We start from the raw sequence: 25528 nt of genomic DNA, 5'->3' as shown, positions 1-25528 counted from the left end.
GTGAACTAGAAACTCGGGGCGACAGGAGGAAAGGACCACGATGACACGCAGAAGAAGGCCGGGGCCCGGGTATGCGGCCGCCGCCCTGACCGCCCTGGCCTTCTTCTCCGCGGCGTGCGACAGCACGCCTGCGCCCAAGGGCGTCCTCGGCGTCGAACGCACCGAGGACGGCGGCGTCAGGTTGCTGCTCGCCGACTGCCCCGGCTACGCCGCCCGGGACTTCTCGGTCCTGGAGGACACCGAGGGCGGCGACACGATGTCCTGGAGCGTGCACAACGGCGGCGCCGGCGCGGCGGTGCGGGACGTGCGGGCGTTCCAGGCGCCGCCCGAGGGCTGGCGGTCCACCGACGACAGCCTCACCGCCCTGCGGGAGGGCGTGCCCTACGTCGCGACCGTCAACGGCTTCGTGAACGGCCGCAACCTGCGGGGCAGGGTGCCGTTCACGGCGGCCGACCTGGCGGGCCTCGGCGGCGGGCAGGTGCTCGCCTGGGCGGGAGGCGACGACACCGTGAAGACGGGCAGGGACGCCTTCCTGCGCGCCGACCCCGACCGCTGCCGTCCGTGACCGGCGGCCGCGGAAGAAGGCCCCGTCAGCTCATGCGGAACACCGGGCCGCGCGGGGCGAACGGCAGGAAGGCGCCTTCGGGGATCAGGAACGCGTGCTCGCGGCGGATCCGCACCACGTCGCACTCCCCGTCGGTGATCACCAGGATCGGGCCGTCCCGGGGGAAGTCCTCGGCCCGTTCGAGCAGGTCCACGCCCGGCTGGAGGATCGTGCCGCCGCGTCCCCGCACGCGGACCCTGCGCGCGACGTCCTCCACCGGCAGGTATCCCGCGTCGTAGGCGACGGCGTCGCAGAACACGACCCGGGCGCGCGGCACGTCGCGCGCGGTCGCGTACGACGCGATAGCGCCGAGCGCCTTGCCCAGGAGCCGGGCGTTCATGGATCCCGACGTGTCGAGCACGACCCCGAACGTGGCCCGGCGCACCGCCTCCTCCGGCCGCACCCAGCCGGGACGGGGGATGTCCGGCGTCGACGACTGGCGGCGGGAGGCCCGGGCGTAGGACCTGCGCCGTTCGACGGCCGGGACGTGCTCCTCGAACCAGCGCGCGAGCGCGGCGTCCCAGGGCAGCGGCGGGTGGTCCAGCGCCCGGATCTCCTGCTCGAGACCGGCCGGGAGGGTGCCCCTGCCCCCGCTGTGGTGGTAGGCGAGGCCGGTGACGAGCGCGTTGCGGTAGTACTCGTCCAGGTCCACATGGCGTCCCGGCATGCCGGGACGCGGCAGCGGCTGCCCGAGCACGTCGCCGAGGCCGCGCCCGCGCAGCGTCGCGAGCTTGCGCAGACGACGCAGGTCCCGCGCGATCCGGTCGTAGACCGCCTCGCAGGACAGCCCGCGCAGCTCCGGATCGTGGAGGAGCCCTTCGGGCATCTCTCCCACGCCCATCTCGACCAGCCAGCCGTTGACCACGTAGTCGCAGGCGACGTTCCACAGGTACGGCTCCCGCCAGCCCGTACGCTCACCGTGCCGCAGCGCGGCGTGGAGCATCTCGTGGGCCAGCACGAACCGCCACTCCTCGACGGTCATCGAGACCAGCGGGTTGACGTAGATCTCGGCCGCCTCGGCGTTGACCGCGGCCACCGAGATGTCCCAGCCCCGGGCGAGGTCCGCGTCCGCCACGATCGTCATGCCCGCCGCCAGCGCCCCCAGCAGCGGGTAGGACGACACGAACCAGCCGAGCGCGTGGTCCCACGGCTTCTTCACCGCGCTCTGGACCGAATCGCGCGCGCCCCCGGCCACCTCGATCGCCATCGCCGCCGCGGCGGAGATCCCGATCGCGAGCCCCTTCTCGTAGTCGCGGGCCGTGGCCGTCTCGACCGTGCCGGCGAAGAAGTCCGGGAAGGCCGGCACGTCGAACTCGGCGGGCACCCCGGAGGTGCGCCACAGACCGGCCAGCGTCCGTTCGTCCTCCGGCGGGAAGACCGGCGGCCGCGGCTGCGGCGCCCTGCCGATCTTGAGCGTGGCCATGAACCTGTCCACGCTCAGGCAGCAGGCGGCCAGGTAGGGGTGACGGGGGGCGCGCCGCGGCTGCTCCCACCGAGGGGTCTCCTCCCTGCCCAGGTCCTCGGGCAGGGCGTTGCGCGGGTCCAGGTGCCCGAATCCGGCGTGCAGCAGGCAGTGCGCGAACACCCACGCCCATTCGCCCGCCTCGGCGCGCCTTCTCGGGTGGTGGGACACGCCACCGTCCGGCGTGATGTAGGCCCACCGGTCGTGGGGCAGCTCATGCTCGTCCGCCGCGTAGAGGTAGCCCCCGAGGTGACGGAACAGCGGGTGGGAGCGCACCTCCTCCCAGCCCTTGAGCACGGCGTCGCGCCAGGGGTCGGCCTTCTGCTTCCTGCGGGCCACGCCGGCTCCCCGCCCCCTCAGGTCCTGGCCGCGGCCAGGCGCGGCAGGTCGCGGCCGACCTCGACCAGGAACCACGACGGCAGCACCGGCGCGCCGTCGTCGCCCGCCGCGATGACGAGCTGCGCGCATTCGAGCGAGATCCCCGCCAGCTCGACGAGCAGGTTCTTGGCCCGGAAGGCGAGCTGCCGGCCGGCGGGCGAGGCGTGCACCTTCGACTGCGGCAGCTCCTTGACCAGCCGGGCGCGGAAGGTCTCGGACAGGAAGTACAGCAGGTCGCGGTCCTCGGGCCGGCGCGGCCACCCCGCGTCCCCCTTGATCACGGCGTCGAGGTCGTACGCGTGCCGCACCGTCTTCACGTACGCGCGGAAGGCCGAGGCGTGCGCGGCGGTCAGCGTGCCGTAGGCCAGCATGCCCAGCGTCTCGTCGTCCAGCCGCTCGCCGTAGGAGTGCATGGCGTCGGACAGCATGTGCCAGCCGCGCGGCGTGGAGAACGGCTCCTCCGTCTTGGGCGGCGCGCTCCACAGGTGGTCGGGGCGCTGGACGAGGTAGTCGACGATCCAGGGGTGGATGCCGCTCGTGGCCGCCCAGCTCAGCCAGTCGTCGGCCGAGGCCCGGAGGTGGACATGGATCATGCGGTTGACCAGCGCGGACGGCATGGGCCTCGCGAGCGCGTTGTCGGTCGCCCGGTTTCCCGCGCCGATCACCACCGACCCCGCCGGCAGCTCGTACGTGCCGATACGCCGGTCGAGGATCAGCGAGTAGAACGCCTTCTGGACCTCCGGGGAGGAGGCGTTGAGCTCGTCCAGGAACAGGCAGTAGGGCTCCTGCCGCGCGATCGTCTCCGGCGGGGCGAACCGGCTGCGATCCCCGACGATCTGCGGGACGCCGATGAGGTCCTCCGGAGCCAGCTGCGTGCCGAGGAGCGTCACGCATTCGAGGCCGAGGGAGTCGGCGAACGAGCGGACGAGCGAGCTCTTGCCGATGCCCGGCGCACCCCACAGGAACACCGGGCGCACGACGGCGACGTGCAGCAGCACCTCCGGAAGCTGCGCGGGAGTCACGGTCAGGGTGGCCTGCATGCCTCCAAGATTCGCAAAACCCGCGTATCCGCCGCACCTCATTAAGACCCGCCTGCCGCGTCGCGGCGGGTGGTCACGGGTGCGGTGCGGTCAGCGCCCGCGCCCGTGCGGCTCGTCCCAGTCGGCCTCCCGGGGCTCGACCGCGATCCGCACCGGCCCTCCGCCCACGTGGGCGGGCCGGGTGGTGAGCCGGAAGGCCGCGAAGTCGGTCGTCTCCCGGAACGCCGGGAGCCGGTAGAGGTCGCGCGCGTACGGCCAGAGGTGGGCGTAGTCCGTCAGCGGCCGTTCGCCGATCCCGGCGAGCGGGTTGTGCAGCAGGTCGTATCTGACCAGGACCACCCAGAGCTGCACGTCGGACTCGGTGAGACGGTCCCCGAACAGGTATCGCCGGTCGGCCAGGCGGGCGTCGAGGCGATCCAGCGCGGCGAGCACCTCGCCGCGCCGCCGCTCGTACTCCTCCTGCGTGGCGGCCCTGGCCACCAGGTGCACGCCCTGGGCGAGGTCGCGGGCGATCTCCTCGTCCAGGGCCTCGATCTCGTCGCGCAGGTCCTCCGGATAGAGGTCCACGCCCGAGTCGGCCCAGTCGGTGAATCGGGTGCCGAGGTCGACCGGGATGTCGGGGTAGTTGTTGCTCACGATCCGGTTCGTCAGCCGGTCCCACAGCACCGGCACCGAGATGTGGCCGGGGTAGCCGGGCTCGGTGGCGTCGTACGCCTCGGCGAGGAGCGCGAACCCGTTCACCGGGTCGGGACCGCGCCGCTCACGGAACGCCCAGCCGCGCGCGTCGCGCTCGTCGTCCACGTACGACAGCGAGACGACGTCCCTCAGCCCGGCCAGGTCGCGCACGATGGCCACCCGCTGGGCCCACGGGCACACGTACGAGACGTACAGGTGGTAGCGGCCGGGCTCGGCGGGGTGGCCGCCGGAACCCCCGGCGGTGATCCGGCCCCGGAACGGATAGAGGGGTGCCGGCCGGTCGGTCCTGCCCGGCCCGTACGGGCCGAAGGCGGTGACGTCGGCGGGGCTCGCGTACGCGGGAGCGTGGGTGGTCATCAGGCGGTCGCCCTCCTCTCCAGCGCCGCGGCCACCTGCCCGCCGACGCGATCCGTCCAGTCGGCGAGGACGCGGTCGAGGTCGGGGATCTCGGCCTCGAGCAGCGCCAGGCCGGGGGTGGGCACCAGGGCGCCCAGCTCGACCAGCACGGGCCGCAGATGCAGCTCGACGGCCAGCGCGTGCCGGGGGGAGCCCATGACCAGCAGCGGCAGCGCCACCGTTCCGGCCAGCGCGCCGCCGGGGAGGCGGTCGAGGAACGCCTTGAGCAGGCCGGTGTAGGTCGCCTTGTAGGTGGGGCTGGCGACCAGGAGCACCTGCGCTCCGGCGACCAGTTCCAGCGCCACCTCCACGGTCGGCGAAGGCCCGGGGGTGAACAGGTGCGGCCCGATCCCGGACAGGTCCACGACCTCGGGCGGCGCCTCGTGCCCGATCCGGCGTCCGACCGCCTCGGCCGCCGCGACGGCCGCGAGGTGGGTGCGGGAACCGCCGCGCGGATTGCCGACCAGCACCACGAGAGAGCTCACGAGGCCACCGCCTCGTGCTGCTCAGTGTGTCCTGTGTCCGTGTCGAAGAGCGTACGAGTGGTCAACAGACGGTCCTCCGGATTGAGACGGGTGTTCGTGCGAAGCGGAAGCGAGATCACGGGTGGGCGATGAACCGGCCGAAGCGGCCCTGGTGGTACAGCAGCGGACGCCCCGGCCCGCGCACCTCGGCCTGGGTGACCAGCCCCACGACGAGGACGTGGTCGCCCACGCCGACCCGCTCGTAGGGCAGGCAGATCAGGTGCGCGGAGACGTCCTCGAGCAGTGGCGCTCCCAGCGGGCCCGGACGCCACCGGGTGGGCTCGGCGAACCGGTCGACACCCTTGCGGGCGAACCGGGCGGCGAGATCGGCCTGGTCGCTGGCCAGGACGTTGACGGCGAAGTGGTCCGCCTCGCGCAACGACGGCCAGGTGGTGGACGACTGGTCCACGTAGAAGGAGACGAGGGGCGGGTCCAGGCTGACCGAGGAGAACGAGGTCGCGGTCAACCCCACCGGCACTCCCCCGCTCCGCGCGGTGATCACGACGACCCCCGCCGCGTGCACCGCGAGGGCGCGTCGGTAGCCGTCGGCGTCCAGCGCGCGCTTGTAGTCGTCGGCGTCGAGACCGGGGCCGGGGCCGAGCAGAGTCTCCGTCATGGCAAACCTCCGGAAGGTCGCAGCTGCTCACAAGGTCGATCCCGCCCGCCGCTGGGACCACGACACGCGGGATCAGGGATTCGGATGGAGGCGGGACCGGGCGTGACACGGTCACGCACGGCTCGCGAGGAGGGCGGCCGCATGCCGCGGCCTGTCCCTCATCGGCAGGAAGACGACGGAAGATTCACAATCAACGACACTGCGCGCTGGCGACGTGGCCGTAGTCCACGCTCGAACGCCGGGTCAGACGAACGCCCTGGCTCATACCACCGAATGTACGATCACCGGCCAGGAAAGTCAATATTTCCTACTAGCTTTGCAGGAAAAGTGCACGAAGTTGCGCGAGCACTCGCGTTGTCGGCATCGGGGAGCGGGTCAGCCGTGGACCGCCAGGGTCCGGACGTAGGCGCGCCACCCTCCGTACATGGTGATGTCGGCCGCGCCCCGCAGCCCTTCCGGGGCGCAGAGGAAGCCGGGCACGTTCGTGCCGTCGGCCAGTTCGACCTGGCCCAGCGTCATCGGTCGGGGAAGGGCCGTGAGCAGGTCGCCCAGCCCTGCTGCGGGCAGTCCCCACACCTCGCACTCGATGGCCGCGCCGTTCTCGGGGACTCGGACGAGCCCGGGTTTGGGCGGGTCGGTGGTCAGGGCGTGCAGCCGGTAGCGCGTCGCGGTCGTGGTGGTGGCCAGCAGGCGGGCCCCGCGCGTGGTGAGCTCGTGGTTGAGCGGCTGTCCTGACAGGTGCGCGCCGACCACGGCCAGGCGGACGGCCGGCTGGAGCAGCCGGGCGACGGCGACCAGGTCGTCGTCGGCATGGGTCCGGCCGACCAGCATGACCCCGTACGGCAGCCCGTCCACCTGTCCGGCGGGTACGGCGAGTGCGCACATGTCGAAGAGGTTGACGAAGTTGGTGAAGCGGCCGAGGTCGCTGTTGACGCCGACAGGGTCGGCCGCGACCTCCGCGAGAGTGGGATGGCGGGGAGTGACCGGCAGGAGCAGGGCGTCGCGGTCGCCGAGCAGGGACAAGGCCCGCTCGCGCAGTGCCGCGAGCCGTTCCCGGTCGGCGAACAGACGGTGGGCGGGCAGGTCGCGGGCCGCGGTGATGATGGAGGCGACAGTGGGATCCAGGTCTGGGCCGCCCCTGCCGGCGGACGCCTCGACGAACGCGCCGACGGCGGTGTACCGCTCGGCGACGAAGGCTCCCTGGTAGAGCAGCGCGGCGGCCTCCAGGAAGGGAGCGGGGTCGATCGGGTGGATCTCGACACCTGCCGAGGCCAGGCTGCGGGCCGTGGTCTCGAACGCCTCGGCCCAGCCCGGGGCCAGCGGGCCGAGGCCGGCCGTGGCGGGCACGGCCAGCCGCCAGGGCCCGGGGCGGCGGGCCGGACGGGATACGGGCGATGCGGAAGTACCGGTCATGAGGGCCAGGGCCCGCTGGGCCTCGGGAAGCGTGCGGGCGAAGACGCTGACGCAGTCCAGGCTCCGGCAGGCCGGGACCACGCCTTCGGTGGGGATCAGGCCGCGGGTGGGCTTGAGTCCGACGATGCCGTTGAAGGCGGCGGGGACCCGGCCCGAGCCCGCGGTGTCGGTGCCGAGCGCGAGGTCGGCCAGGCCGAGCGCGACGGCGACCGCCGAGCCCGAGCTGGATCCTCCGGAGATCCGGTCCGGGTCGGTGGCGGCGCGCACCGCGCCGTAGGGGCTGCGGGTTCCGACCAGCCCCGTGGCGAACTGATCCAGATTCGTGGTGCCGAGCACGATCGCACCGGCCTCGCGGAGCCGGGCCACGGCGGGGGCGTCGGCGTCCGGACGGTAGGCGTACGAGGGGCAGCCGGCGGTGGTCGGCAGTCCGGCCACGTCGATGTTGCCTTTGACGGCCAGCAGGCGGCCCGCGAGGGGAAGGTGTTCGCCGCCCGTCACCCGGGCGTCCACGGCGGCGGCCTCGGCCTCCACCTCGGCCTGCGGCCGCAGGTCGATCCAGATCTCCGGACGGTCCGTCTCGGCGATCCGCGTGTAGGCCCTGCGGACCCGTTCCAGTGCCGTCTCAGCCACGATCACTCCTCAGCACCACCAGCGGGGCGCCCGCCTCCACCTGGTCACCGGGGCCGACCAGGACTCGTTCGACCACGCCGTCGGCGGGGGCCAGGACGGCGGACTCCATCTTCATCGCCTCCAGCACGATCAGCGGCTGCCCGGCGGCGATCCGCCGGCCGGGTGTGACGCTGATCTGCCAGACGCTCGCGGTGAACTCCGCTTCCACCACCTGGCAGCCCGGTGGGACTTCCAGCTCCGTCTCGGCCGGGCTCTGGGGCTGCTCCGCCCGGTCGAACTCGCCCGACGCGTGCCAGGCCGCGCGTTCGGCGGCGAAGGCGGCGGCCTGCCGTTCACGGAAGGCCGCGATGGAGTCGGCGTGCTCGGCCAGGAAGCGGTGGTGGTCGGCGAGCCGGAACACCCCTTCTTCGATCTTGGGTTCGAGCCGCCCCGCCGCCAGGTCGGCGCGGAGTTCCAGCAGCTCTTCCGCCGTCACCGGATACCACCGGATGCGGTCGAAGAAGCGCAGCAGCCAGGGAGAGCCCGGCTGGAACGCGCCGCGTTGCCGCCAGCTCGACCACACCTGCGTCGTACGGCCCACGAACTGGTAGCCGCCCGGTCCTTCCATCCCGTAGATGCACAGGTAGGCGCCGCCGATGCCGACGGAGTTCTCGGCGGTCCAGGTGCGGGCGGGGTTGTACTTGGTGGTGACCAGACGGTGCCGGGGGTCGAGCGGGGTGGCCACGGGAGCGCCGAGATAGACGTCGCCGAGCCCGAGGACGAGGTACTCGGCGTCGAAGACGATGCGATGGACCTCGGCCACGTCCTGCAGGCCGTTCACCCGGCGGATGAACTCGATGTTCGACGGGCACCAGGGCGCGTCGTCGCGCACTCCCGCCATGTAGCGGGCGATGGCCTCCCGGGTGGCGGGGTCGTCCCAGGACAGGGGCAGGTGGACGACGCGGCTGGGCACCTCCAGCTCTCCGGTGGGCGGCAGGCCGGCCTCGAGGCGGAGCAGTTCGGCCAGCAGGTCGCGCTGGGAGAGCGCCGCCGGGTCGAGATGGATCTGAAGCGAGCGGATGCCGGGGGTGAGGTCGACGACGCCGGGCAGATCCCGGGCGGCGAGCGCCTCCGTCAGCGCCTCCGACAGGGCGTGCACGCGCATGCGCAGGCCCAGGTCGAGCTCCATCGGCCCGTACTCGACGAGGATGTTGTCGTCCCCGCTGCGCCGGTAGGTGACGCGGGGCCGCTCGCCGGTCTCGGGAAGGCGGTGGAGCACGCCGCCGTCGCCGGGGACGCCGATCGCGGACGGCACGGGGACGAAGGTGACGGTGTCTCCGGGCCGCAGCTGGCCGAGCTTCCAGCGTTCGGAGGTGACGACGGTGGCCGGGCAGACGAACCCGCCGAGCGAGGGGCCGTCGGGGCCGAGCACGACCGGCATGTCACCGGTGTAGTCCACGGCGCCCACCGAGTAGGGCGTGTCGTGGATGTTGGAGGGGTGCAGTCCCGCCTCACCGCCGTCCAGGCGGGCCCAGCGCGGTTTGGGGCCGATCAGGCGGACGCCGGTGCGGGCGGAGTTGTGGTGCACCTTCCACTGGGCGGCGTAGAAGTCGCGGATGTCGTCGTCGGTGAAGAACTCGGGGTCGGCGTGCGGGCCCTCGACCACGCCGATCCGCCAGGCATGCCCGAACTCGGGCCGCTCCCCTGTTCCGGCGCCGCCGGGGGCGAGGTGTCCCTCGTGGTTGAGGTGTCCCCCGTGGTTGGCGTGTCCCCCGTGGTCGGCGTGTCCCCCGTGCAGGACGTCCCCGGCGCGCAGGGCCCGGCCGCCGTGGCCGCCGAACCCGCCGAGCGTGAACGTCGCGGCGCTGCCCAGGTAGGCGGGAACGTCGAACCCGCCCGCCATCAGCAGGTAGACGCGCAACCCCGGCCCCTCGGCGGCGCCGATGTCCAGCACGCCGCCGGCGGGCACGGTGACCGGCTCCCACTGGGGGACGGGCGTGCCGTCCACGGTGACGGGCGCGGGCGCGCCGGTGACGCAGACGGTGGTGGCGTGGCTGAAGCGCAGCGCCGGGCCGCGCAACGTGCACTCCAGCCCGGGTGCGCCGGGGTCGTTGCCCAGCACGCTGTTGCCGTGCCTGAAGGAGCGGTCGTCCATCGGTCCCGACGGCGGCACGCCCACCTGCCAGTAGCCGGTCCGTCCCGGCCAGTCCTGCACGGTGGTGAGGGTGCCGGGCCGCACCACCTCGATGCGGCGGGAGCCGTCGGCGATCCCGGCCAGGGTGGCGGTGTCGTGCGTGACCGCCCGCACGCACGGATCGGCCACGGCGGCGCGCAGCAGCCCGAGGTTCGTCTCGACGCCGTCGACCCTGGTCTCGGCCAGCGCCGCGGCCAGCCGGTCCAGGGCCTGGTCCCGGTCGGCGCCGTGCGCGACGACCTTGGCGAGCAGCGGGTCGTAGGCGCTGCTGACCTGGGTGCCCGTCTCCACCCAGCCGTCCACCCGCACGCCCGCGGGGAAAGAGACGTGGGTGAGCAGGCCCGCGCTGGGCCGGTGGTCGCGGCTCGGGTCCTCGGCGTAGACCCGGGCCTCGACGGCGTGGCCGGCGGCCGCGGGCGGGTCGTGCAGGGCGGCGTGCACGTGGCTCACGTCGCCCTGGGCCAGGCGCAGCATCCATTCGACCAGGTCGACGCCGTAGATCGCCTCGGTGACGGGGTGCTCCACCTGCAGACGGGTGTTGACCTCCAGGAAGTACGGCTCGGCGCGCGCGGGGTCGTAGACGAACTCGACGGTGCCCGCCGAGCGGTAGCGCACCGAGGCGCACAGGCCGGCGGCACTCTCGGCGAGCCTGGCCCGCACCAGCGGCGGCAGGCCGGGGGCGGGAGCCTCCTCCAGCACCTTCTGGTGACGCCGCTGCAGCGAGCAGTCGCGGTCGCCGAACGTGACGACGCCGCCCATGCCGTCGCCGAAGACCTGGACCTCGACGTGCCGTCCGCCCTCGACCAGGCGTTCCAGGAACAGCCCGGCCGAGGCGAAACTGGCGGCGGCCGTCCGCTGGACGCTCTGCCACGCCTGGGCCAGCTCGCCGGCGTCGCGGCAGGCGCGCATGCCGATGCCGCCGCCTCCGCCGGTGGCCTTGAGCATGACCGGGTAGCCGATGTCCTGTGCCGCGCTCAGTGCCTCGTCCAGGCCAGGGAGCAGGCCGGTGCCGGGGAGCAGGGGCACGCCGGCCCGCTCGGCGGCGGCGCGGGCGGTGTGCTTGGCGCCGAACAGGTCGAGCTGCTCGGGGGTGGGACCGACGAAGGCCAGGCCGGCGGCTTCGACCCGGCGCGCGAAGGCGGCGTCTTCCGACAGGAAACCGTAGCCGGGGTGGACGGCGTCCGCGCCGCTGTCCAGGGCGGCCCGGAGCACCCGGTCGGCGTCCAGGTAGCTCTCCCTGGCGGGGGCGGGGCCGAGCCGTACGGCGTGGTCGGCCAGGCGGACGTGGGCGGCGCCCCGGTCGGCGTCGGAGTAGACGGCGACCGTGCGCAGTCCCAGGCGGCGGGCGGTGACGATGACCCGAACGGCGATCTCGCCCCGGTTGGCGATGAGGAGGGTGTTCATCGGACGGTCATCCGCACGGGCGTGGGGTCGAAGCCGTTGCACGGGTTGTTGATCTGCGGGCAGTTGGAGACCAGGACCAGCACGTCGGTCTCGGCACGCAGGGTGACGGCGAGGCCGGGAGCGGAGATGCCGTCCACGATGCCGAGCGTGCCGTCGGGTTCGACCGGGACGTTCATGAACCAGTTGATGTTGCTCACCAGGTCGCGTTTGCCGAGCCCGTGGCGGCTGCCCTCGATGAGGAAGTTCTCCACGCAGGCGTGCTGGGAGTAGGTGTGGTGCCCGTACCGCAGGGTGTTGGACTCCTTGGAGCAGGCGCCGCCGATGGTGTCGTGACGGCCGCAGGTGTCGGAGACGACGGTCATCAGCGGGGTGTGCTCGTTGGACATCAGCACGCTGCCGGTGGTGAGGAAGATGGTGCCCTGGGCCTGGATGGTGTCGGGGGCGCTGTAGCGGACGGCGGTGTCGTGCGCGTCGTACAGCAGGCAGTCGACGGCCTGGTTGCCGCCGAGGTCGGTGATGGTCAGCTCCTGCCCGGCGCGGATGACCGCTGACCAGGGGGCGCGGGCGGGCACGGTGACGTCGAGCACGGGCGCATCGAGCACGGGCACGTCGAGCGTGGGCACGTCGGGCACGGTCATCGGGTCACCTCGGCGGTGTTGAGGAAGGCGCGGCGGCCTTCGGGGCCGGCCTGCCACAGGGGGTCGCCGGGGCCGGTGGGCCGGGCGCGCCAGGCCAGGACTTCCAGCGGGGTGCAGGTGTAGGCGGGGCGTGGGTCGACGGGATGGGCGGTGTTGGCGATGAGCACGGTCAGCGGCATCTCGGCGCGCAGGGTGACGGACGCCCCGGGCCCGGCGGAGCCGGTGAAGGTCAGGCCGCCGTCGGGGCCGACCCTGACCCCCTGGAAGAAGGAGATCGACGGGGGCAGGTCCCGGGGCTCGAGCCCGTGCTTGGCGGCGGCCAGCGTGAACAGCTCGCGCCCGGCGGGGGCGGGGCCGTGCGGGGAGCCGTCGCCGTAGCGTTCGGTGTTGCGCCGAAGGGTGGAGGTCCCGCACATGGTGTCGTGGCGGCCGGAGGTGTCGGCCACCACGGAGGCCAGCACGCGGCCCTGGTCCGACAGCAGCAGGTGGCCTTCGCCGAGGTAGGCGTTCCACAGCACCTTGACGGTGTCGGCGACGTTGAGCCGCTCCCAGGGGCGGCCCTCGACGTAGAGCAGCAGGTGCGCGCAGGCGTCGCCGGCCAGGTCGGTGAGGCGCAGTTCGGTGCCCCGGGCCAGCACCTTGTGGGTGTAGCCGCCTCCGGCGACGGTTTCGGCCCACACGAGGTCGGCGGGGTCGACGCCGTCGGGCGGGGTGGGCCAGGCCGAGGCCGGCAGCACCGGCATGGTGTCGCTTGTGGTGCCTTCCTGTGCTCGGGCGTGCTCGCGCGCGCCGTAGGTCGTGCTGGTCGCCATGACGCGTTCTCCTCTGGGGGGCGAATTTCTGTCGCACGACAGAAATTAGGCGGCGTGTGTTTCCTCTCACGCGCCCCCGGGTTTCCCGCCTGTTACCGGAACCGCACAGCCGCGGCGGCCGGTCGGAGGTGTGCGAGGATCGTGCGGTGAGTGCCCGTTCCAGCACGTCCCGTTCCGCCGCGCCCGGTTCCGCCGCGCCCGGTTCCGCCGCGCCCGGTTCCGGCGCGCGCAGGGTCGGCAGGCCGCGAGCTGTCGCGCGGCCGCGAAGCGAGCTGAGCCCGCGGGAGGAGATCCTGGCGGCGGCGGCGGAGTTGTTCACGACGCACGGCTACGCCGCGACCTCGACGAGGGCGATGGCCGAGCGGGCCGGGATCAGGCAGGCGTCGATCTACCACTACTTCGACGGCAAGGAGGACATCCTCGCCGAACTGCTGGAGAGCACGGTGCGGCCCTCGCTGGAGACCGCCCGCGCCCTGACCGGCGGCACGCCGGAAGAGCGGTTGTGGGAGCTGTGCCACTGCGACGCCAGGCTGTTGTGCTCGGGCCCGCACAACCTGGGCGCGCTCTACCTCCTGCCCGAGGTGCGCACCGAGCGGTTCGCCGCCTTCCGGCGGATGCGCGGCGAGCTCAAGGACACCTACGCGCGGCTGCTGGCGGCCACCACCGCCGGTGCGGCGCTGACGCCCGACGACCGGGCGCTGCGCACCGATCTGCTGTTCGCCCTGGTCGAGGGCGTCATCCTGATCCGCAGGGACGCCCCGGGCGAGATGGCCGCTGACGTCCTGGAGACGCTGGCGGCCGCCACCGCCGACGCGGCGCTACGCCTGGCCGGTGTTCCCGACCGGGATCTGCCCGACCTGCGCAAGGCCGGCCGCGGGCCGGCGTAGCCGCCGGTAGAGCCCGCCCAGGGCGACGACCGCCGCCAGGAAGAGCAGGGTGAACCACTGGAAGAACCAGTGGCCGGTGATCGGGGCGTACACCTCGGCCCTCGGCCAGGCCAGGTTGACCATCATGGCCAGGCCGTAGCAGAAGGCCAGCGCGTTGACCGGCAGGCCCCAGCGGCCCATGCTGAACAGCCGGCTGCCGTCCTCGGCGGACCCGCCCGGCGCCCCGCCCCGCCAGCCGCCGCGCAGGCGCTGGAGCAGCAGGGGGCCCGTCACCATCGCGTACGCCAGGTAGAGCAGCACGATGCAGGTCGTGCCGATGGCCAGGAACGCCTCGGGAGAGGCGAAGTTGAGCAGCAGGATGGCCGCCGCGGCCGCCCCGGTGACCAGCGCGGGCCCCGTCGGCATCCCGGTGCGGGGCGAAACCCTGGAGAGCGCGCCCGACAAGGGCATCGCCCCGTCGCGCGCCATGGAGAACAGCATCCTGGTCGCGGCGGTCTGGATCGCCAGGGTCGCCACGCTGATCGCCAGCACCACGTCGGCCAGCAGCAGCTTGCCCACCCAGTCGCCCAGGCTGCTGGTGAGCACGTAGGACAGCCCCTCGGCGGCCAGCCTCCCGTCGGTCAGGCTGGGGGCGGCGAGCAGACCGGCGAACAGGATGAGCCCCCCGAGCACCCCGGCCGCCGTGAGCGCGGTCAGGATGGTGCGCGGCGCGACCCGCCGGGGGCTGCGGGTCTCCTCGCTCAGCTCCCCCGCGCTGTCGAACCCGATGAGCACGTAGGCGGCGGTGAACGAGCCGACCAGCAGCGCGCCGACGGCTCCGCCCTGCCCGCCGGTGCTGAACGTGACGCCGGGACCGTGCTCGGCGTGGGTGAGCAGCAGCACGACGATGAGGATCGCGCCGACGATCTCGGCGGTGACGCCGATGCTGTTGATCCGGGAGAGCACGCGGTTGTCGACGACGTTGACGGCGGTGGTGAGCGCGAGCAGGACCAGGCCGAGAATCGCGGCGTTGGCCGCTCCCGTGGCGGTGGTGGGCGCGGGATCGCCGCCGACGAGCTGGAAGCCCGGCCAGATCGCGGGCAGCACCACCTGGAGGGCGAGCGCCGCGGCGGCGATCACGACGATCTGGCCGAGAATCATGATCCACCCGGCGAACCAGCCGAACGTCGCCGTGCTGAGCCGGGTGGACCACTGGTAGATGGAGCCGGAGATCGGATAGCGGGCGGCCAGCTCGGCGAAACACAGGGCGACCAGGATCTGCCCGGCCAGCACGACGGGCCAGGTCCAGAAGAAGGCCGGTCCGCCGAAGGCGTACCCGAAGGCGAAGAACTGGAAGACCGTGGTCAGCACGGAGATGAAGGAGAAGCCGGCGGCGAAGGAGGCGTACCTGCCCATGCTGCGGTGCAGCTCCTGGCGGTAGCCGAACGTCTGCAGGGCGCTCTCGTCGGTGGGAGGCGAGGAAGGGACGGTGACGGCCATCGGAGCTCCGGGCGCTGGGGGGATTTCTGTCGGTTGACAGTTATGTACGGGGCCGTCGTTTCCGCGCCGTCACGGCCGCGTTCATCCGCCGTAACGCATCCCTCACCGCTCTCCCCCTGGAGGGAAATGTTCCTCGGAGGCCTGTCGACAGGGCCACTGCACCGTCTGCTGTCACCGGCGCCGCAAGCGTCCGCCACGGGAGAGGCACCGTCGCCCCTGACGGCCGCTCGCGGCGCGAGCGACCTCCTCGCCTCCGCCGGCCACTGCGGTGATCTGCTGGTTCACCGCCGACGACCGGGTCAGGTCACGAGGACGGGGTGGCGCACGACCGCGTCGAAGCCGTAGCCGAGGACGTTGTAGGCCGCACGGTCGGGCTGCACGGCGCCCGTCTCGTCGGCGGCCCGGACGAGCAGCCGCAGGCTCCCCGCCTCGCGCGGGGTCCAGGGGAAGGTCCAGCGCACCCAGCCGCGCGGGTGCCGGTCGTCGAGCAGGCGGGCCGGCCGCCACGACACGCCCCCGTCATCGCTGACCTCGACCCGGACCACACGTCCGCCGCCCGACCACGAACGGCCGCGCAGCAGATGCTCGCGCCCCGCTTCGAGACGGGCAGGCCAGGGCAGTTCGAAGGCGCTCTTCACCCCCATCCGGGTCAGCGGCGGGCCGCCCCCTGGCGGGTGACCGGGGCCGTGCATCCGGTACAGCCGCGTGCTCCACGGCGACTCCAGTGGCTGCGCCGACACCTGGATGTCCCCCAGCCACTTGATCGAGGCGGCGCCCACCCAGCCCGGCACCACCAGCCGCGCCGGATGGCCGTGGTCGGGCGGCAGCGGCCGCCCGTTCATCTCGTAGGCCACCAGCACGTCGTCCAGCGCCTTGGCCACGGGAAGCGGGCGCCGCACCCTCCCCAGGTTCTCCCCCGCCTCGACGTAGTCGGCGTCGAGGCCGCGCGGCATCAGCGCGACGGCCCTGTCGCTCATCCCCGCCCTCTCCAGGAGCGCCGCGAGGCGCACGCCCCGCCAGCGCGCCACCCCCACCGCACCCAGCCGCCAGGGGGTGCCCGACACCTCCTGGTTCTGCTGCTCGCCGTACAGGCGGCGCCCGTTGCCCGCGCACTCGATGAACGCGGTCACGGTCTCGGCCGGCATGCCGAGGAGGTCGCGGTAGGTGAACGCGACCGGCCCGCCGCGCAGGGCGTCGCCCCACAGCGTGAGCCGCCAGGTGGCCGCGTCGATCAGCGGTGTCGCCGTGTGGTTGCGGACGAAGAAGAGGCCGGCCGGCGTCAGGTAGTCCTCGCCGCGAAGCGCCTCCCAGCGGGTCTCGGCGTTCGTGCCGTGCACGGCGAACAGGCGGGGCGGCAGCGGCTTGCGGACGCCGGGCGGGGTTTCCGCTTCCGGCGCCGTACGCGGTGCTCCAAGGCCGTCCATCATGGAAGTCATGCGCCTCCTCACCTGCCGCTGTCAGCCGGCCGGCCTCCGCAGGGCGACGGCCGGCATGGGAATGGGGGGGAAGGGGTTGTCGGGCAGCAGGATCACGCGGCGCGGCCGGTCCGCCTGTCCCGCCGCGTCCAGGTGCAGCAGGGCCGCCCCGATCCCCGCCGCCCCGGTCAGGTAGCCGGTGTCGGCCGACACCTCTCCGGGGCGGTGCCGCCGGTATGCCTGATACCAGCGGTATCCCCTGCCGTCGTAGCCGGTCGCCCGGCCGATCAGGTGGTCGGCGAGCCTGCGGGCGAACTCCAGGTGCTCCTGCTCCCCCGTCGCCGCCCACAATCCGACGTACAGCTCGATCAGCCCGGCGGTGCCGCAGCACTGGCAGGCGACGTTCCACAGCCCCGCGGTCTGCCGGAAGGGCGCGCCCGACTCCCTGACCCCCCTGGCGAGCCGCTTCACCCACTCCAGGTCGCCGCTGTCGCCGCTCACCCGATAGAGCTCGTAGAACATGCGCGCGATCCCGGCGGAGCCCGAGCAGTAGCCCAGGTGGTCGGTGACGGTCGCGCTCTCCCCCGTCAGGACGCCGGCGGCCCGGACGAGGCCCGCGCCGCGGCGTGCCGCGTCGAGGAACGCCTCCTCGCCCGTCGCGCCGTACAGGCGGGCGAGGAGGAAGGCCGTCCCTGCCGTCCCGGCCAGGAAGCCGGGCGGAGCCGCCTCCGCGGACAGGGCGGGGCACGCCGAAGGCCGCTCGCGGGGCGCGGTCAGCCGCGCGATCCGCCGTCCCGCCTCGACGGCCATCTCCTCGTAGGCCGGCACGCCGAGCGCCGCCGCGGCGCGCAGCAGCCCCAGCACGACTCCGCCGTCGCCGCGCAGCGTGACATCTCCCGACCAGCCGATGCCGCCGTCGTCGAACGCGCGGGCGCTCCTGAGGATCCTGTCGGCCGCCGCGACCGCCGCGCTCTCGAAGCGCTCCTCGCCGAGCGCCCAGCCGGCCTCGGTCAGCGCGAGGACGACACCGGCGAGGCCGTGGTGGAGCGACACGTCGGTCTGCCGCCGCCAGGTCGACGCGAGGTAGCGGGCGCCCGCGCGGGCGTCCTCCAGGTAGGCGTCGTGCCCGGTCCCGGCGGCGAGCTCCAGGAAGAACAGCACGATCCCGGCCGACCCGGAGTGAAGGGACGCGGGCTCGCCGGGCGTCGCCGGTCGGCTGTGCGGGTCGGGGTTGGCCCGCCATCGCCTCCCGCTCTCGTCGTCGACGGCGGCCGTACGTATCCACCGTCCCGCCATGATGGCGGCCGTCAGCGGAGTCTCTGCGCGCTCACCGGATGAGCGGAACGGGTCCGGGCCCATGGCCCTACTATCCCACAAACCTGGTAGGTAATAGCAACTATCTCGGCGAGGCTTTCCTGTATTTCCTATTGACTTGATGGGTATTGCCGTCCCACAGTCGAGCCGAGCACTCGCACTCCCGAGAAAGGCGTCCGGCGTGAGCAACGAACACCCCCCGACCGTCGCCGAGCACACCCGTGCCGCGATCAACGAGGACTGGGCCGCCACCGTCGTCGGCCTCGTCCTCCTCGTGCTGGTCATCACCGGCGTGATCCCGACGGGGCTGGTGCCGTGATGAGCAGCGAAGCGGCCGTTCCCACCGCGGCGAGGGCCACGGCGTGGCAGTGGCCCGCCCTGGGCGTCCTCACCGTCCTCGTCCTCGCCGCCGGCACCCGAGCCCTGGAGAAGGGCGTGCCCGAGTGGTTCTCGGGTTCCGGCCTGGCCAAGGCGATCGAATACCCCGTCTACGCGATCGCCCTCGGCCTGCTGGGCAACGCGGTGCTCACCGCGACCGGCCTGCGCGACCGCCTGGCCGCCGGCTTCCGCACCGAGTTCTTCATCAAGACCGGCCTCGTGCTCCTCGGGGCGTCGATCAACCTGAAGGTGATCGTCACCGCGGCCGGTCCCGCGATCGTCCAGGGCATCGTGCTCATCAGCGCGGTGTTCCTGTTCACCTGGTGGCTCGGCGGCCGCCTCGGGCTGGACGACAGGCTGCGGGCGCTGCTGTCGGCCGCGGTGTCCATCTGCGGCGTCAGCGCCGCCATCGCGGCGGCGGGAGCCGTACAGGCCAGGCGCGAGCAGCTCGCCTACAGCGCCAGCCTGGTGATCGCGTTCGCCCTGCCGTCCATCTTCGTCCTCCCGGCGCTGGCCTCGGCCCTGGGGCTGAGCCCGGAGGTGGCGGGTGCCTGGATCGGCGGCAACATCGACACGACGGCGGCGGTCACCGCGGCCGGCACCCTCGCGGGCGAGAACGCGCTGGCCGTCGCCACCATCGTCAAGGTCACGCAGAACGCCCTGATCGGGGTCGTGGTGGTCGCGCTGACCGCCTGGTTCGCCTTCCGGGTCGAGCGCCGTCCCGGCGCCGAGCGGCCGGGCGCGGGCGAGCTGTGGCGGCGGTTCCCGAAGTTCGTGCTCGGCTTCCTGGCGGCCTCGGTGGTGACCACCTGGTATCTCACCACGGTCGGCGCGGCCGAGGGCAAGGCGGTCGTCGGCGTCGCCAACGACCTGCGCACCTGGTTCCTCATCCTGGCCTTCGTCAGCATCGGCCTGGAGTTCCGGGTGGCCTCGCTCCGGGAGGCGGGCTGGCGTCCGGTCGCCGTCTTCGCCGCCGCCACCGTGGCCAACGTGCTGCTGGCCCTGGGACTCGCCACGGTCCTGTTCAGCGGCTTCACCGTCACCTGAGCCACCGGCGCCTGAACCACCGGCCGAACACGCCGCCCTCGTCCTCCTCCGGCGCCGCGTCGTCGTCCGGCAGGTCGTACCAGTGCGTGTCCCCGGGGAAGGGGTCCGGGGACACGCCGGGCGACCGCGTCGCCTCTGCGAATAACAGCCGGGCGTCGGCATCCGGAAGGACGCCGCCGGACGACCGGGGACTGCGGAGATCGGCCACGACGTCATTCCTTCCGTTATTTCCTACTTGTTTAGCATGGTACATGTCATGCCGGCACCCGGGGAACCGGTCGCCATGGCCGTCACCGGGGCCGTCACCGGGGCCGTGCGGCGGCGCGGCCGGAACAGACGCGCCGCCGCGCTTCACACTGCCGCCACGGCCGCCTCGGCCCGCACGGCGTCCAGCGCCCTGCGGGCGTAGGCCCGCACGTCGGCGTCGGAGTCGCCGAGAGCGCCGTGCAGGGCCGCGGCGACCTCCGGCCGCGCCGCCCACCCGGACAGCGAGAGGACCGCGGCCTTGCGCACGTCGAGGTGCGGGTCGGCCAGCGCCGCCACCAGCGGTTCCACCGCGAGGGCCGGGTCGGCGGCGGCCAGTCCTCTCGCCGCGCCCACCCTCACCTGCCAGGCCGGATCCGCCAGGGCCCGTACGGCCGTCTCCGCGAAGTCCGGATCCCGGTGGACAGCCTGGCCGAGCCCGGAGAACGCCTCCAGGGCCGCCGCCCGGACGAGCGGGTCGGGGTCGGCGGCGAGCCGCCCGACGGCGGAGGCGCCGCCCGGCAGGCCGATGGCGCCGAGCCCTCTGGCCGCCCAGACGCGCACCTCGCGGTCCCGGTCGCCGGCGGCGAGCGCCACCCGCTCCGCGTCGTCGAGCGCGACCAGGCCCCTGACCGCCTCGATCCGCACCCGGGTGTCGGCGTCGGCGAGCGCCGCCTCGAACAACGCGGCGTCACCGAGGCGCAGCGCCCGCAGGACGTCCAGGACGGCCGCGCGGACGACCGGGTCCCCCGCTCCGCCCCGCCCCTCCGCACCCTGCCCCTCCGCACCCTGCCCCTCCGCACCCTGCCCTTCCCCACCCTGGCCCTCGTCCGTGTAACCGGCGACGGCGCGGAGCGAGGCGCCGAACTCGTCGGTCGCGGGCAGCACCTCGACGAGCTCGCGCAGGCCGGTGGCGGCCGCGCGCCGCACCGTCCCGTGCGGGTCGGCGAGGGCCCGGGTGAGCGCGGTCTCCACGCCCCGGGGCGCGGTCTCGGTCAGCGTCGCGACGGCCGCCCTGCGGACCTTGGGGTCGGCCTCCACCAGGTAGGGGGTGATCTGGTCCAGCGCCGGCTCGGCGTCGGCGAGCCGCAGGAGTTCGAGGATGCGGGGCGAACGCCCGATCGCCTCCACCGCGAGCCGCCCGCCCGCCCTCCGCCGCGCGGGGCCCTCCGTGCCGTACGCGCCGAGCAGGACGGGCTCGGCCGGGCGGGGGGCGAAGCCCTCGACGGGCACGAGGTAGGGCTCGACCGGGCGCTTGACGAACTCCATCGCCCCGGCCGCGTTCCTGCGCAGATTGAGGTGGTAGAGCCACTCGTCGTCGTCCCGATCGGGGAGGTCGGCGCGGTCGTGGTAGAGGCCCCACCTGCTCTCGGTGCGGAGCAGCGAGGACCTGGCGGCCATCTCGGCGCAGTCCCTGATGAACGTCACCTCGGCGCAGCGCATCAGCTCGTGCGGGGTCCTCGCGCCCATGGCCGCGATCTCGTCGCGCATCCGCTCGAACGTCTCCAGCGCGATGTCCAGCTTCCTGGCGGTCTTCGGCGGAGCGACGTAGTCGTTGACGAACCGCCGCAGCTTGTACTCGACCTGCTGCTGCGGCGGGCCGTCAGGGTTGCGCAGCGGGCGGTAGATCAGCTCGTGCGCGTCGGCGATCTGGTCCTCCGGCAGGCCGTCCGGCGTGTGGTGGTGCTCGGCGGCGTGGGCGCCCGCGAGGTCGCCGAACACGAACGCACCGATCATGTAGTTGTGCGGCACGCAGGCCAGGTCGCCCGCGGCGTACAGGCCGGGGACCGTGGTGGCGCCGTTCTCGTCCACCCACACGCCCGAGGCCGAGTGGCCGCCGCACAGGCCGATCTCCGAGATGTGCATCTCGACGTCGTGGGTGCGGTAGTCGTGTCCGCGTCCCGCGTGGAAGGTGCCCCGGGTGGGGCGCTCGGTGGTGTGCAGGATGTTCTCGAGCGCGGTGAGCGTCTCGTCCGGCAGGTGGCTGACCTTGAGGTAGATCGGACCGCGGGCCGAGGCGATCTCCCCGGCCACCTCGGCCATCATCTGGCCCGACCAGTAGTCGCAGTCGACGAACCGCTCCCCCTCCGCGTTGACCTGGTAGCCGCCGAACGGGTTGGCGACGTACGCGCAGGCCGGGCCGTTGTAGTCCTTGATCAGCGGGTTGATCTGGAAGCACTCGATGCCGCTGAGCTCCGCACCCGCGTGGTAGGCCATCGCGTACCCGTCCCCGGCGTTGGTCGGGTTCTCGTACGTGCCGTAGAGGTAGCCGCTGGCGGGCAGGCCGAGCCGCCCGCACGCGCCGGTGGCGAGGATCACGGCGCCGGCGGCGACCGTGACGAACCGGCCCGAGCGGGTGTCGAACCCGGCGACGCCGACGGCCCTGCCCTCGCTGGTCAGCACGCGAACCGGCATCACCCGGTTCTCGATGCGGACCTTCTCGCGGATGTCGCGGCGGCGCAGCACGCGGTAGAGCACCTTCTTGACGTCCTTGCCCTCCGGCATCGGCAGGACGTAGCTGCCCGAGCGGTGGACCCGGCGCACCGCGTACTCGCCGTGCTCGTTCTTCTCGAACTTCACGCCGTAGCGCTCCAGCCGCCGGACCATGTCGTAGCCGCGCGTGGCCGTCTGGTAGACCGTGCGCTGGTTGACCACCCCGTCGTTGGCCCTGGTGATCTCGGCGACGTAGTCCTCGGGGGTGGCCTTGCCGGGGATGACCGCGTTGTTCACGCCGTCCATGCCCATCGCCAGCGCGCCGCTGTGCCGTACGTGCGCCTTCTCCAGCAGGATCACGTCGGCGCCGCGCTCGGCGGCGGTGATCGCGGCCATGGTCCCGGCGGTGCCGCCGCCGACGACCAGGACCTGGCATTCCAGATGCGTGCGATCCGCCGGGGCAGGGATGTCCATTCAGAGCTCCTCGATGATGCGGGCGCGCAGCCCGGCGCGGTCGATGTCGGGGGTGCGCGGGTCCGGCACGCGCAGGACGGTTCCGATGCCGCCGCGGCCGAGCACGACGACCCGGTCGGCGAGCAGCAGCGCCTCGTCCACGTCGTGGGTGACGAAGACGACCGTGGCGAGGGTGTCGCGGAGCACGTCCAGCAGCAGGCGCTGCATCCCGGCCCGGGTCTGCGCGTCCAGCGCGCCGAAGGGCTCGTCCATGAGCACGGCGCGCGGCGCGCCCGCCAGCGACCTGGCCAGCTGCACCCGCTGCCGCATGCCGCCGGACAGCTCCCGGGGCAGCCGGTCCTCGCAGCCGGCGAGGCCGACGCGGGCGATCCAGCTCCCGGCGGCCGTCCTGCGCTCCCGCCTCGGCACGCCGCGGATGCGCAGCGGCAGCTCGACGTTGCGCAGGACCGTGCGCCAGGGCAGCAGCGCGTCGTCCTGGAAGACCATGGCGCGGTCGGGCGAGGGCCCGGTCACCGGGACGCCCTCGGCCAGGACCCGGCCGGCGCGCGGCGCCAGCAGTCCCGCGATCGCCCGCAGGACGGTCGACTTGCCCGACCCGGACGGGCCGACGATCACCAGGACCTCGCCGGGGGCGATGTCGAGGCGCAGGTCCTCCAGCACGGCGTGCCTCCCGTAACCGAGGGACACGCCGTCCAGCCGGATGGCGAGCCCGGCGTCCACCCGTGCGGCCTCCACCGCGGGCGCGCTCATCGGGCGCCGCCTTCCGCACCCGCGTCGACACGGGGAAGCCATCGGGTGAGGCGCCGGCCGAGCAGTTCGATCGACGCCGAGGCGATCCAGCCGAGCACGCCGATCGACGCCATGCCGACGAGCACCGCCGGATAGTCGACGACGGTGTAGGCGTGCCAGGTGCGGTAGCCGACGCCGAACTCGCCGGAGATCATCTCGGCGGAGATCACGCAGATCCAGGCGACGCCCATGCCCACGGACAGTCCGCCGAAGACGCCCGGCAGCGTGCCCGGGAGGACGACGTTCCACAGCACGTGCGCGCGCCCGCCGCCCATCGTGCGGACCGCGTCCTCCCACAGCGTCGGCAGCGCCCGTACGGCGTGCCGCGTGCTCACCATGATCGGGAAGAACGCCGCGGCGAACGTGATGAACACGATGCCCTGCTCGTCGGTGGGGAACACCAGGATCGCGATCGGGACGAGGGCGATCGCCGGGATCGGCCGGACGACCTCGACGGGCGGCAGCAGCACGTCGGCGGCCCATCGGGACCGCGCGACCAGGACGCCCAGGGCGATGCCGGCCACGGCCGCCAGCGCGAACCCGGTGAGGATGCGGATCATGCTCTGGGCCAGGTCGAGGTAGTAGATCCGGGTGCCGAGCTGCCGGCCGAACTCCGCCGCGACCTCGGCGGGCGAGGGCAGCCGGTCGAACCGCAGTCCGACGCGGGCGTCCGCGGTCGTCAGCCACTGCCACACCGCGACGACGGCCGCCAGGGAGGCCGCTCTGACCGCCCACCTGCGCAGGCCGGCCGCCGTTCTCGCCCGGCCCGAGGCCGCGGCGGCGTCCGCGCCTGCGGCCGCAGGCGCGGCGGGGCCGAGCGTCGCGTCCAGCGCCGGAGTGCTCATCGCGACGCACCTCCCGCCGCCGCTTTCAGCTCTCCCGCCGCGGCCTTCAGCGCCTCGTCGTATCCGACGATCCGCGCCCTGGGGTGCTCCTTCACGTACGCCTGCGCGCCGTCCCGGGTGGTGAAAGGCGCGAACCGCTCGTTCTCCTCCGCCGAGGGGTCGCGCACCCAGACCGACCTGTCCGCGAACCAGTGCGTGCCGGTGGCCGCGTCGGGCACGTAGGCGGCCCGTACGGTCCCGCCGGCCGAGGTGGCGGCGGCGATCTGGCGCAGCAGGCAGGTGGGGGTGGCCGCGGGGCGGAGCCGGTCCTCCCCGGCGAGCCAGAGCTCGCCCGCCTTCGCCGGGTCGCTCACGGCGGTCCCGCAGGCCTCGTCGGTTCCGGTGATCCTCGCCGCGTTGGCGGTGCTCGCGGCGCCGGCGTCGTACGAGGCGCCGTACGCCTTCCTGATGAAGGAGTCGTTCGCGAACTTCGTCACGTCGACGTCGGTGAAGTCGGTGCCGATGATCTTCAGGTACTTCTCGTCGTGCCGCAGGGCGGCCAGCAGTTGCGGCTTCACGGTCACGTCGAACGAGGCGATGCCGTCGCGGCCGTTGTAGAGGTAGACCACCTCGGGTGGCAGGCCGGTGGCCTTCGCGACCGCCTCGGCCGCCTCCACGGGGTGCTCGTGGAGGTAGTTCGTCGCGTCGATCTGGGCCTGGAGGAACGCCTGGAGCACGTCGGGGTGCTCCTTCGCGTACGCCTGCCGTACGACGACGCCGTGGAACGTCGGCACGCCGAGCGCCGAGCCGTCGTAGACGAGCCTGGCCTGGTTCTTGAAGACGAGCAGTCCCGGCCAGGCCACGAACTGGGCGTATCCCTGCACGTTGCCCGACTGCAGCGCGGACGCGCCCACCGGCGGCTGCTGGTTCACGACCTCCACGTCCGTCGCGGGGTCGAGCCCGGCCCGCTCCAGGGCCTGGACGAGCGTGCCGTGCCCGGCCGAGCCCGAGCTGGCCGAGACCTTCTTCCCCTTCAGGTCGGCCAGCGTCCGCACGTCCGACGACGGGGGCACGACGACCGCGTTCAGCCCGCCGCGCAGGTTGTAGCCGGTCACCGAGACGAGCTCGGTGCGCGCGGAGGGCACGCCCTGGGTGCGGGAGGCGTTGATGAGGAGCGGGTAGTCGCCCATCGACCCGATGTCGATCTTCCCGGCCACCATCTTGGCGGTGATCGGGGCGCCGGTGTCGTAGTCCTGCCACTCGACCCGGTATCTGTCGCCGAGGCGCTTTTCGAGGTAGCCGAGGCCGCGCAGCAGCGTTCCGGCCGTCACCGTGTTGATGGTCTTCGACTGGTATCCGACGACGACCGTCTGCCTGCCGTCGTCGGCGCCGGCGGACACGGAGCACCCGGCCGCGGCCAGCAGCGCCACGGCGGCGATGAGCTTGCGCATGGGGGTGT

The 25528-nt window shown here is 73.4% G+C and carries 21 protein-coding genes; 4 read left to right on the top strand and 17 right to left on the bottom strand.

The window, feature by feature from the left end; all coding sequences use genetic code 11:
• The first annotated feature begins 40 nt into the window (after nucleotides 1-40).
• The gene (locus FLW16_RS15590; protein WP_142560747.1) at nucleotides 41-565 is read left to right on the top strand and encodes a hypothetical protein; all 525 of its coding nucleotides are present in this window, start codon (nucleotides 41-43) and stop codon (nucleotides 563-565) included.
• 25 nt (nucleotides 566-590) lie between these two features.
• Here FLW16_RS15590 and FLW16_RS15585 read toward each other — a convergent pair whose 3' ends face one another.
• The 9 genes from FLW16_RS15585 to FLW16_RS15545 form a co-directional block, all read right to left on the bottom strand.
• Entirely contained in the window at nucleotides 591-2405 is a 1815-nt protein-coding gene (locus FLW16_RS15585; protein WP_260615294.1) for a DUF2201 family putative metallopeptidase, read from the bottom strand.
• A gap of 17 nt (nucleotides 2406-2422) precedes the next feature.
• Nucleotides 2423-3484 carry an AAA family ATPase gene (locus FLW16_RS15580; protein WP_142560745.1) on the bottom strand — a complete coding sequence of 354 codons (1062 nt, stop codon included), beginning with the start codon at nucleotides 3482-3484 and terminating at the stop codon, nucleotides 2423-2425.
• 90 nt (nucleotides 3485-3574) lie between these two features.
• Nucleotides 3575-4537, bottom strand: a complete 963-nt coding sequence (locus FLW16_RS15575; protein ID WP_142560744.1) for a glutathione S-transferase C-terminal domain-containing protein — start codon at nucleotides 4535-4537, stop codon at nucleotides 3575-3577.
• Nucleotides 4537-5061, bottom strand: a complete 525-nt coding sequence (locus FLW16_RS15570; RefSeq protein WP_142560743.1) for an NADPH-dependent FMN reductase — start codon at nucleotides 5059-5061, stop codon at nucleotides 4537-4539. The genes FLW16_RS15575 and FLW16_RS15570 overlap by 1 nt, the downstream gene beginning before the upstream one ends.
• Nucleotides 5062-5176: 115 nt before the next feature.
• Nucleotides 5177-5716 (bottom strand): flavin reductase family protein, encoded by a 540-nt coding sequence (locus tag FLW16_RS15565; protein ID WP_142560742.1) that lies wholly within the window; start codon nucleotides 5714-5716, stop codon nucleotides 5177-5179.
• Between the two features lie 375 nt (nucleotides 5717-6091).
• Complete coding sequence (gene atzF, locus FLW16_RS15560) at nucleotides 6092-7759, bottom strand: allophanate hydrolase (RefSeq protein WP_142560741.1); 1668 nt, start codon at nucleotides 7757-7759, stop codon at nucleotides 6092-6094.
• Nucleotides 7752-11336 carry a 5-oxoprolinase/urea amidolyase family protein gene (locus tag FLW16_RS15555; RefSeq protein ID WP_142560740.1) on the bottom strand — a complete coding sequence of 1195 codons (3585 nt, stop codon included), beginning with the start codon at nucleotides 11334-11336 and terminating at the stop codon, nucleotides 7752-7754. Before FLW16_RS15555 ends, atzF begins: the two co-directional genes overlap by 8 nt.
• Nucleotides 11333-11974, bottom strand: coding sequence for an urea amidolyase associated protein UAAP2 (locus FLW16_RS15550; RefSeq protein ID WP_142560739.1), 642 nt, complete (start codon nucleotides 11972-11974; stop codon nucleotides 11333-11335). Before FLW16_RS15550 ends, FLW16_RS15555 begins: the two co-directional genes overlap by 4 nt.
• On the bottom strand, nucleotides 11971-12786 hold the full coding sequence (locus tag FLW16_RS15545) for an urea amidolyase associated protein UAAP1 (RefSeq protein ID WP_142560738.1): 816 nt from the start codon (nucleotides 12784-12786) through the stop codon (nucleotides 11971-11973). The genes FLW16_RS15550 and FLW16_RS15545 overlap by 4 nt, the downstream gene beginning before the upstream one ends.
• A gap of 146 nt (nucleotides 12787-12932) precedes the next feature.
• Between FLW16_RS15545 and FLW16_RS45945 the strand changes: the two genes are divergently transcribed.
• Complete coding sequence (locus tag FLW16_RS45945; RefSeq protein WP_142560737.1) at nucleotides 12933-13673, top strand: TetR/AcrR family transcriptional regulator; 741 nt, start codon at nucleotides 12933-12935, stop codon at nucleotides 13671-13673.
• Here the strand turns inward: FLW16_RS45945 and FLW16_RS15535 are convergent.
• The 3 genes from FLW16_RS15535 to FLW16_RS15525 all read right to left on the bottom strand — a co-directional run bounded on the left by FLW16_RS15535 (nucleotide 13605) and on the right by FLW16_RS15525 (nucleotide 17926).
• Nucleotides 13605-15152: an amino acid permease gene (locus FLW16_RS15535; protein WP_142560736.1), complete on the bottom strand. Its 1548-nt coding sequence runs from the start codon at nucleotides 15150-15152 to the stop codon at nucleotides 13605-13607. The two genes, FLW16_RS45945 and FLW16_RS15535, sit on opposite strands and share 69 nt — an antisense overlap.
• Nucleotides 15153-15451: 299 nt before the next feature.
• Entirely contained in the window at nucleotides 15452-16588 is a 1137-nt protein-coding gene (locus FLW16_RS15530; RefSeq protein ID WP_142560735.1) for a sulfite oxidase, read from the bottom strand.
• Nucleotides 16589-16609: 21 nt separating this feature from the next.
• Complete coding sequence (locus FLW16_RS15525) at nucleotides 16610-17926, bottom strand: lanthionine synthetase LanC family protein (protein WP_142560734.1); 1317 nt, start codon at nucleotides 17924-17926, stop codon at nucleotides 16610-16612.
• 136 nt (nucleotides 17927-18062) lie between these two features.
• Here FLW16_RS15525 and FLW16_RS43680 point away from each other — a divergent pair, with 136 nt between their 5' ends.
• Nucleotides 18063-18200 carry a hypothetical protein gene (locus FLW16_RS43680; protein ID WP_185949424.1) on the top strand — a complete coding sequence of 46 codons (138 nt, stop codon included), beginning with the start codon at nucleotides 18063-18065 and terminating at the stop codon, nucleotides 18198-18200.
• Nucleotides 18200-19306 carry a YeiH family protein gene (locus tag FLW16_RS15520; RefSeq protein ID WP_142560733.1) on the top strand — a complete coding sequence of 369 codons (1107 nt, stop codon included), beginning with the start codon at nucleotides 18200-18202 and terminating at the stop codon, nucleotides 19304-19306. The genes FLW16_RS43680 and FLW16_RS15520 overlap by 1 nt, the downstream gene beginning before the upstream one ends.
• On the opposite strand, the gene FLW16_RS15515 is transcribed toward FLW16_RS15520, so the two are convergent.
• The 5 genes from FLW16_RS15515 to FLW16_RS15495 form a co-directional block, all read right to left on the bottom strand.
• On the bottom strand, nucleotides 19299-19514 hold the full coding sequence (locus FLW16_RS15515) for a hypothetical protein (RefSeq protein WP_142560732.1): 216 nt from the start codon (nucleotides 19512-19514) through the stop codon (nucleotides 19299-19301). The two genes, FLW16_RS15520 and FLW16_RS15515, sit on opposite strands and share 8 nt — an antisense overlap.
• A gap of 143 nt (nucleotides 19515-19657) precedes the next feature.
• Nucleotides 19658-22456: a fumarate reductase/succinate dehydrogenase flavoprotein subunit gene (locus tag FLW16_RS15510; protein WP_142560731.1), complete on the bottom strand. Its 2799-nt coding sequence runs from the start codon at nucleotides 22454-22456 to the stop codon at nucleotides 19658-19660.
• Complete coding sequence (locus tag FLW16_RS15505; RefSeq protein ID WP_142560730.1) at nucleotides 22457-23206, bottom strand: ABC transporter ATP-binding protein; 750 nt, start codon at nucleotides 23204-23206, stop codon at nucleotides 22457-22459.
• The gene (locus FLW16_RS15500; protein WP_142560729.1) at nucleotides 23203-24090 is read right to left on the bottom strand and encodes an ABC transporter permease; all 888 of its coding nucleotides are present in this window, start codon (nucleotides 24088-24090) and stop codon (nucleotides 23203-23205) included. Before FLW16_RS15500 ends, FLW16_RS15505 begins: the two co-directional genes overlap by 4 nt.
• Nucleotides 24087-25520, bottom strand: coding sequence for an ABC transporter substrate-binding protein (locus tag FLW16_RS15495; RefSeq protein ID WP_142560728.1), 1434 nt, complete (start codon nucleotides 25518-25520; stop codon nucleotides 24087-24089). The genes FLW16_RS15500 and FLW16_RS15495 overlap by 4 nt, the downstream gene beginning before the upstream one ends.
• Between the last annotated feature and the right edge of the window lie 8 nt (nucleotides 25521-25528).

This window comes from Microbispora sp. KK1-11 (genome assembly GCF_006874435.1).
In the GTDB taxonomy this organism is placed as follows: domain Bacteria; phylum Actinomycetota; class Actinomycetes; order Streptosporangiales; family Streptosporangiaceae; genus Microbispora; species Microbispora catharanthi.
Note: the sequence above shows the minus strand (reverse complement) of the source record. Positions and strands in the feature narration are given on the sequence as shown.

Excerpts from the sequence above, each read along its gene's own strand:
- FLW16_RS15510 (WP_142560731.1), bottom strand. The coding sequence starts at position 22,456 with ATGGACATCCCTGCCCCGGCGGATCGCACGCATCTGGAATGCCAGGTC.
- FLW16_RS15505 (WP_142560730.1), bottom strand. The coding sequence starts at position 23,206 with ATGAGCGCGCCCGCGGTGGAGGCCGCACGGGTGGACGCCGGGCTCGCC.
- FLW16_RS15520 (WP_142560733.1), top strand. The coding sequence starts at position 18,200 with ATGAGCAGCGAAGCGGCCGTTCCCACCGCGGCGAGGGCCACGGCGTGG.
- FLW16_RS15575 (WP_142560744.1), bottom strand. The coding sequence starts at position 4,537 with ATGACCACCCACGCTCCCGCGTACGCGAGCCCCGCCGACGTCACCGCC.
- FLW16_RS15495 (WP_142560728.1), bottom strand. The coding sequence starts at position 25,520 with ATGCGCAAGCTCATCGCCGCCGTGGCGCTGCTGGCCGCGGCCGGGTGC.
- FLW16_RS15580 (WP_142560745.1), bottom strand. The coding sequence starts at position 3,484 with ATGCAGGCCACCCTGACCGTGACTCCCGCGCAGCTTCCGGAGGTGCTG.
- FLW16_RS15555 (WP_142560740.1), bottom strand. The coding sequence starts at position 11,336 with ATGAACACCCTCCTCATCGCCAACCGGGGCGAGATCGCCGTTCGGGTC.
- FLW16_RS15525 (WP_142560734.1), bottom strand. The coding sequence starts at position 17,926 with ATGGGCCCGGACCCGTTCCGCTCATCCGGTGAGCGCGCAGAGACTCCG.
- FLW16_RS15545 (WP_142560738.1), bottom strand. The coding sequence starts at position 12,786 with ATGGCGACCAGCACGACCTACGGCGCGCGCGAGCACGCCCGAGCACAG.
- FLW16_RS15500 (WP_142560729.1), bottom strand. The coding sequence starts at position 24,090 with ATGAGCACTCCGGCGCTGGACGCGACGCTCGGCCCCGCCGCGCCTGCG.
- FLW16_RS15550 (WP_142560739.1), bottom strand. The coding sequence starts at position 11,974 with ATGACCGTGCCCGACGTGCCCACGCTCGACGTGCCCGTGCTCGATGCG.
- FLW16_RS15590 (WP_142560747.1), top strand. The coding sequence starts at position 41 with ATGACACGCAGAAGAAGGCCGGGGCCCGGGTATGCGGCCGCCGCCCTG.
- FLW16_RS15530 (WP_142560735.1), bottom strand. The coding sequence starts at position 16,588 with ATGACTTCCATGATGGACGGCCTTGGAGCACCGCGTACGGCGCCGGAA.
- FLW16_RS15535 (WP_142560736.1), bottom strand. The coding sequence starts at position 15,152 with ATGGCCGTCACCGTCCCTTCCTCGCCTCCCACCGACGAGAGCGCCCTG.
- FLW16_RS15565 (WP_142560742.1), bottom strand. The coding sequence starts at position 5,716 with ATGACGGAGACTCTGCTCGGCCCCGGCCCCGGTCTCGACGCCGACGAC.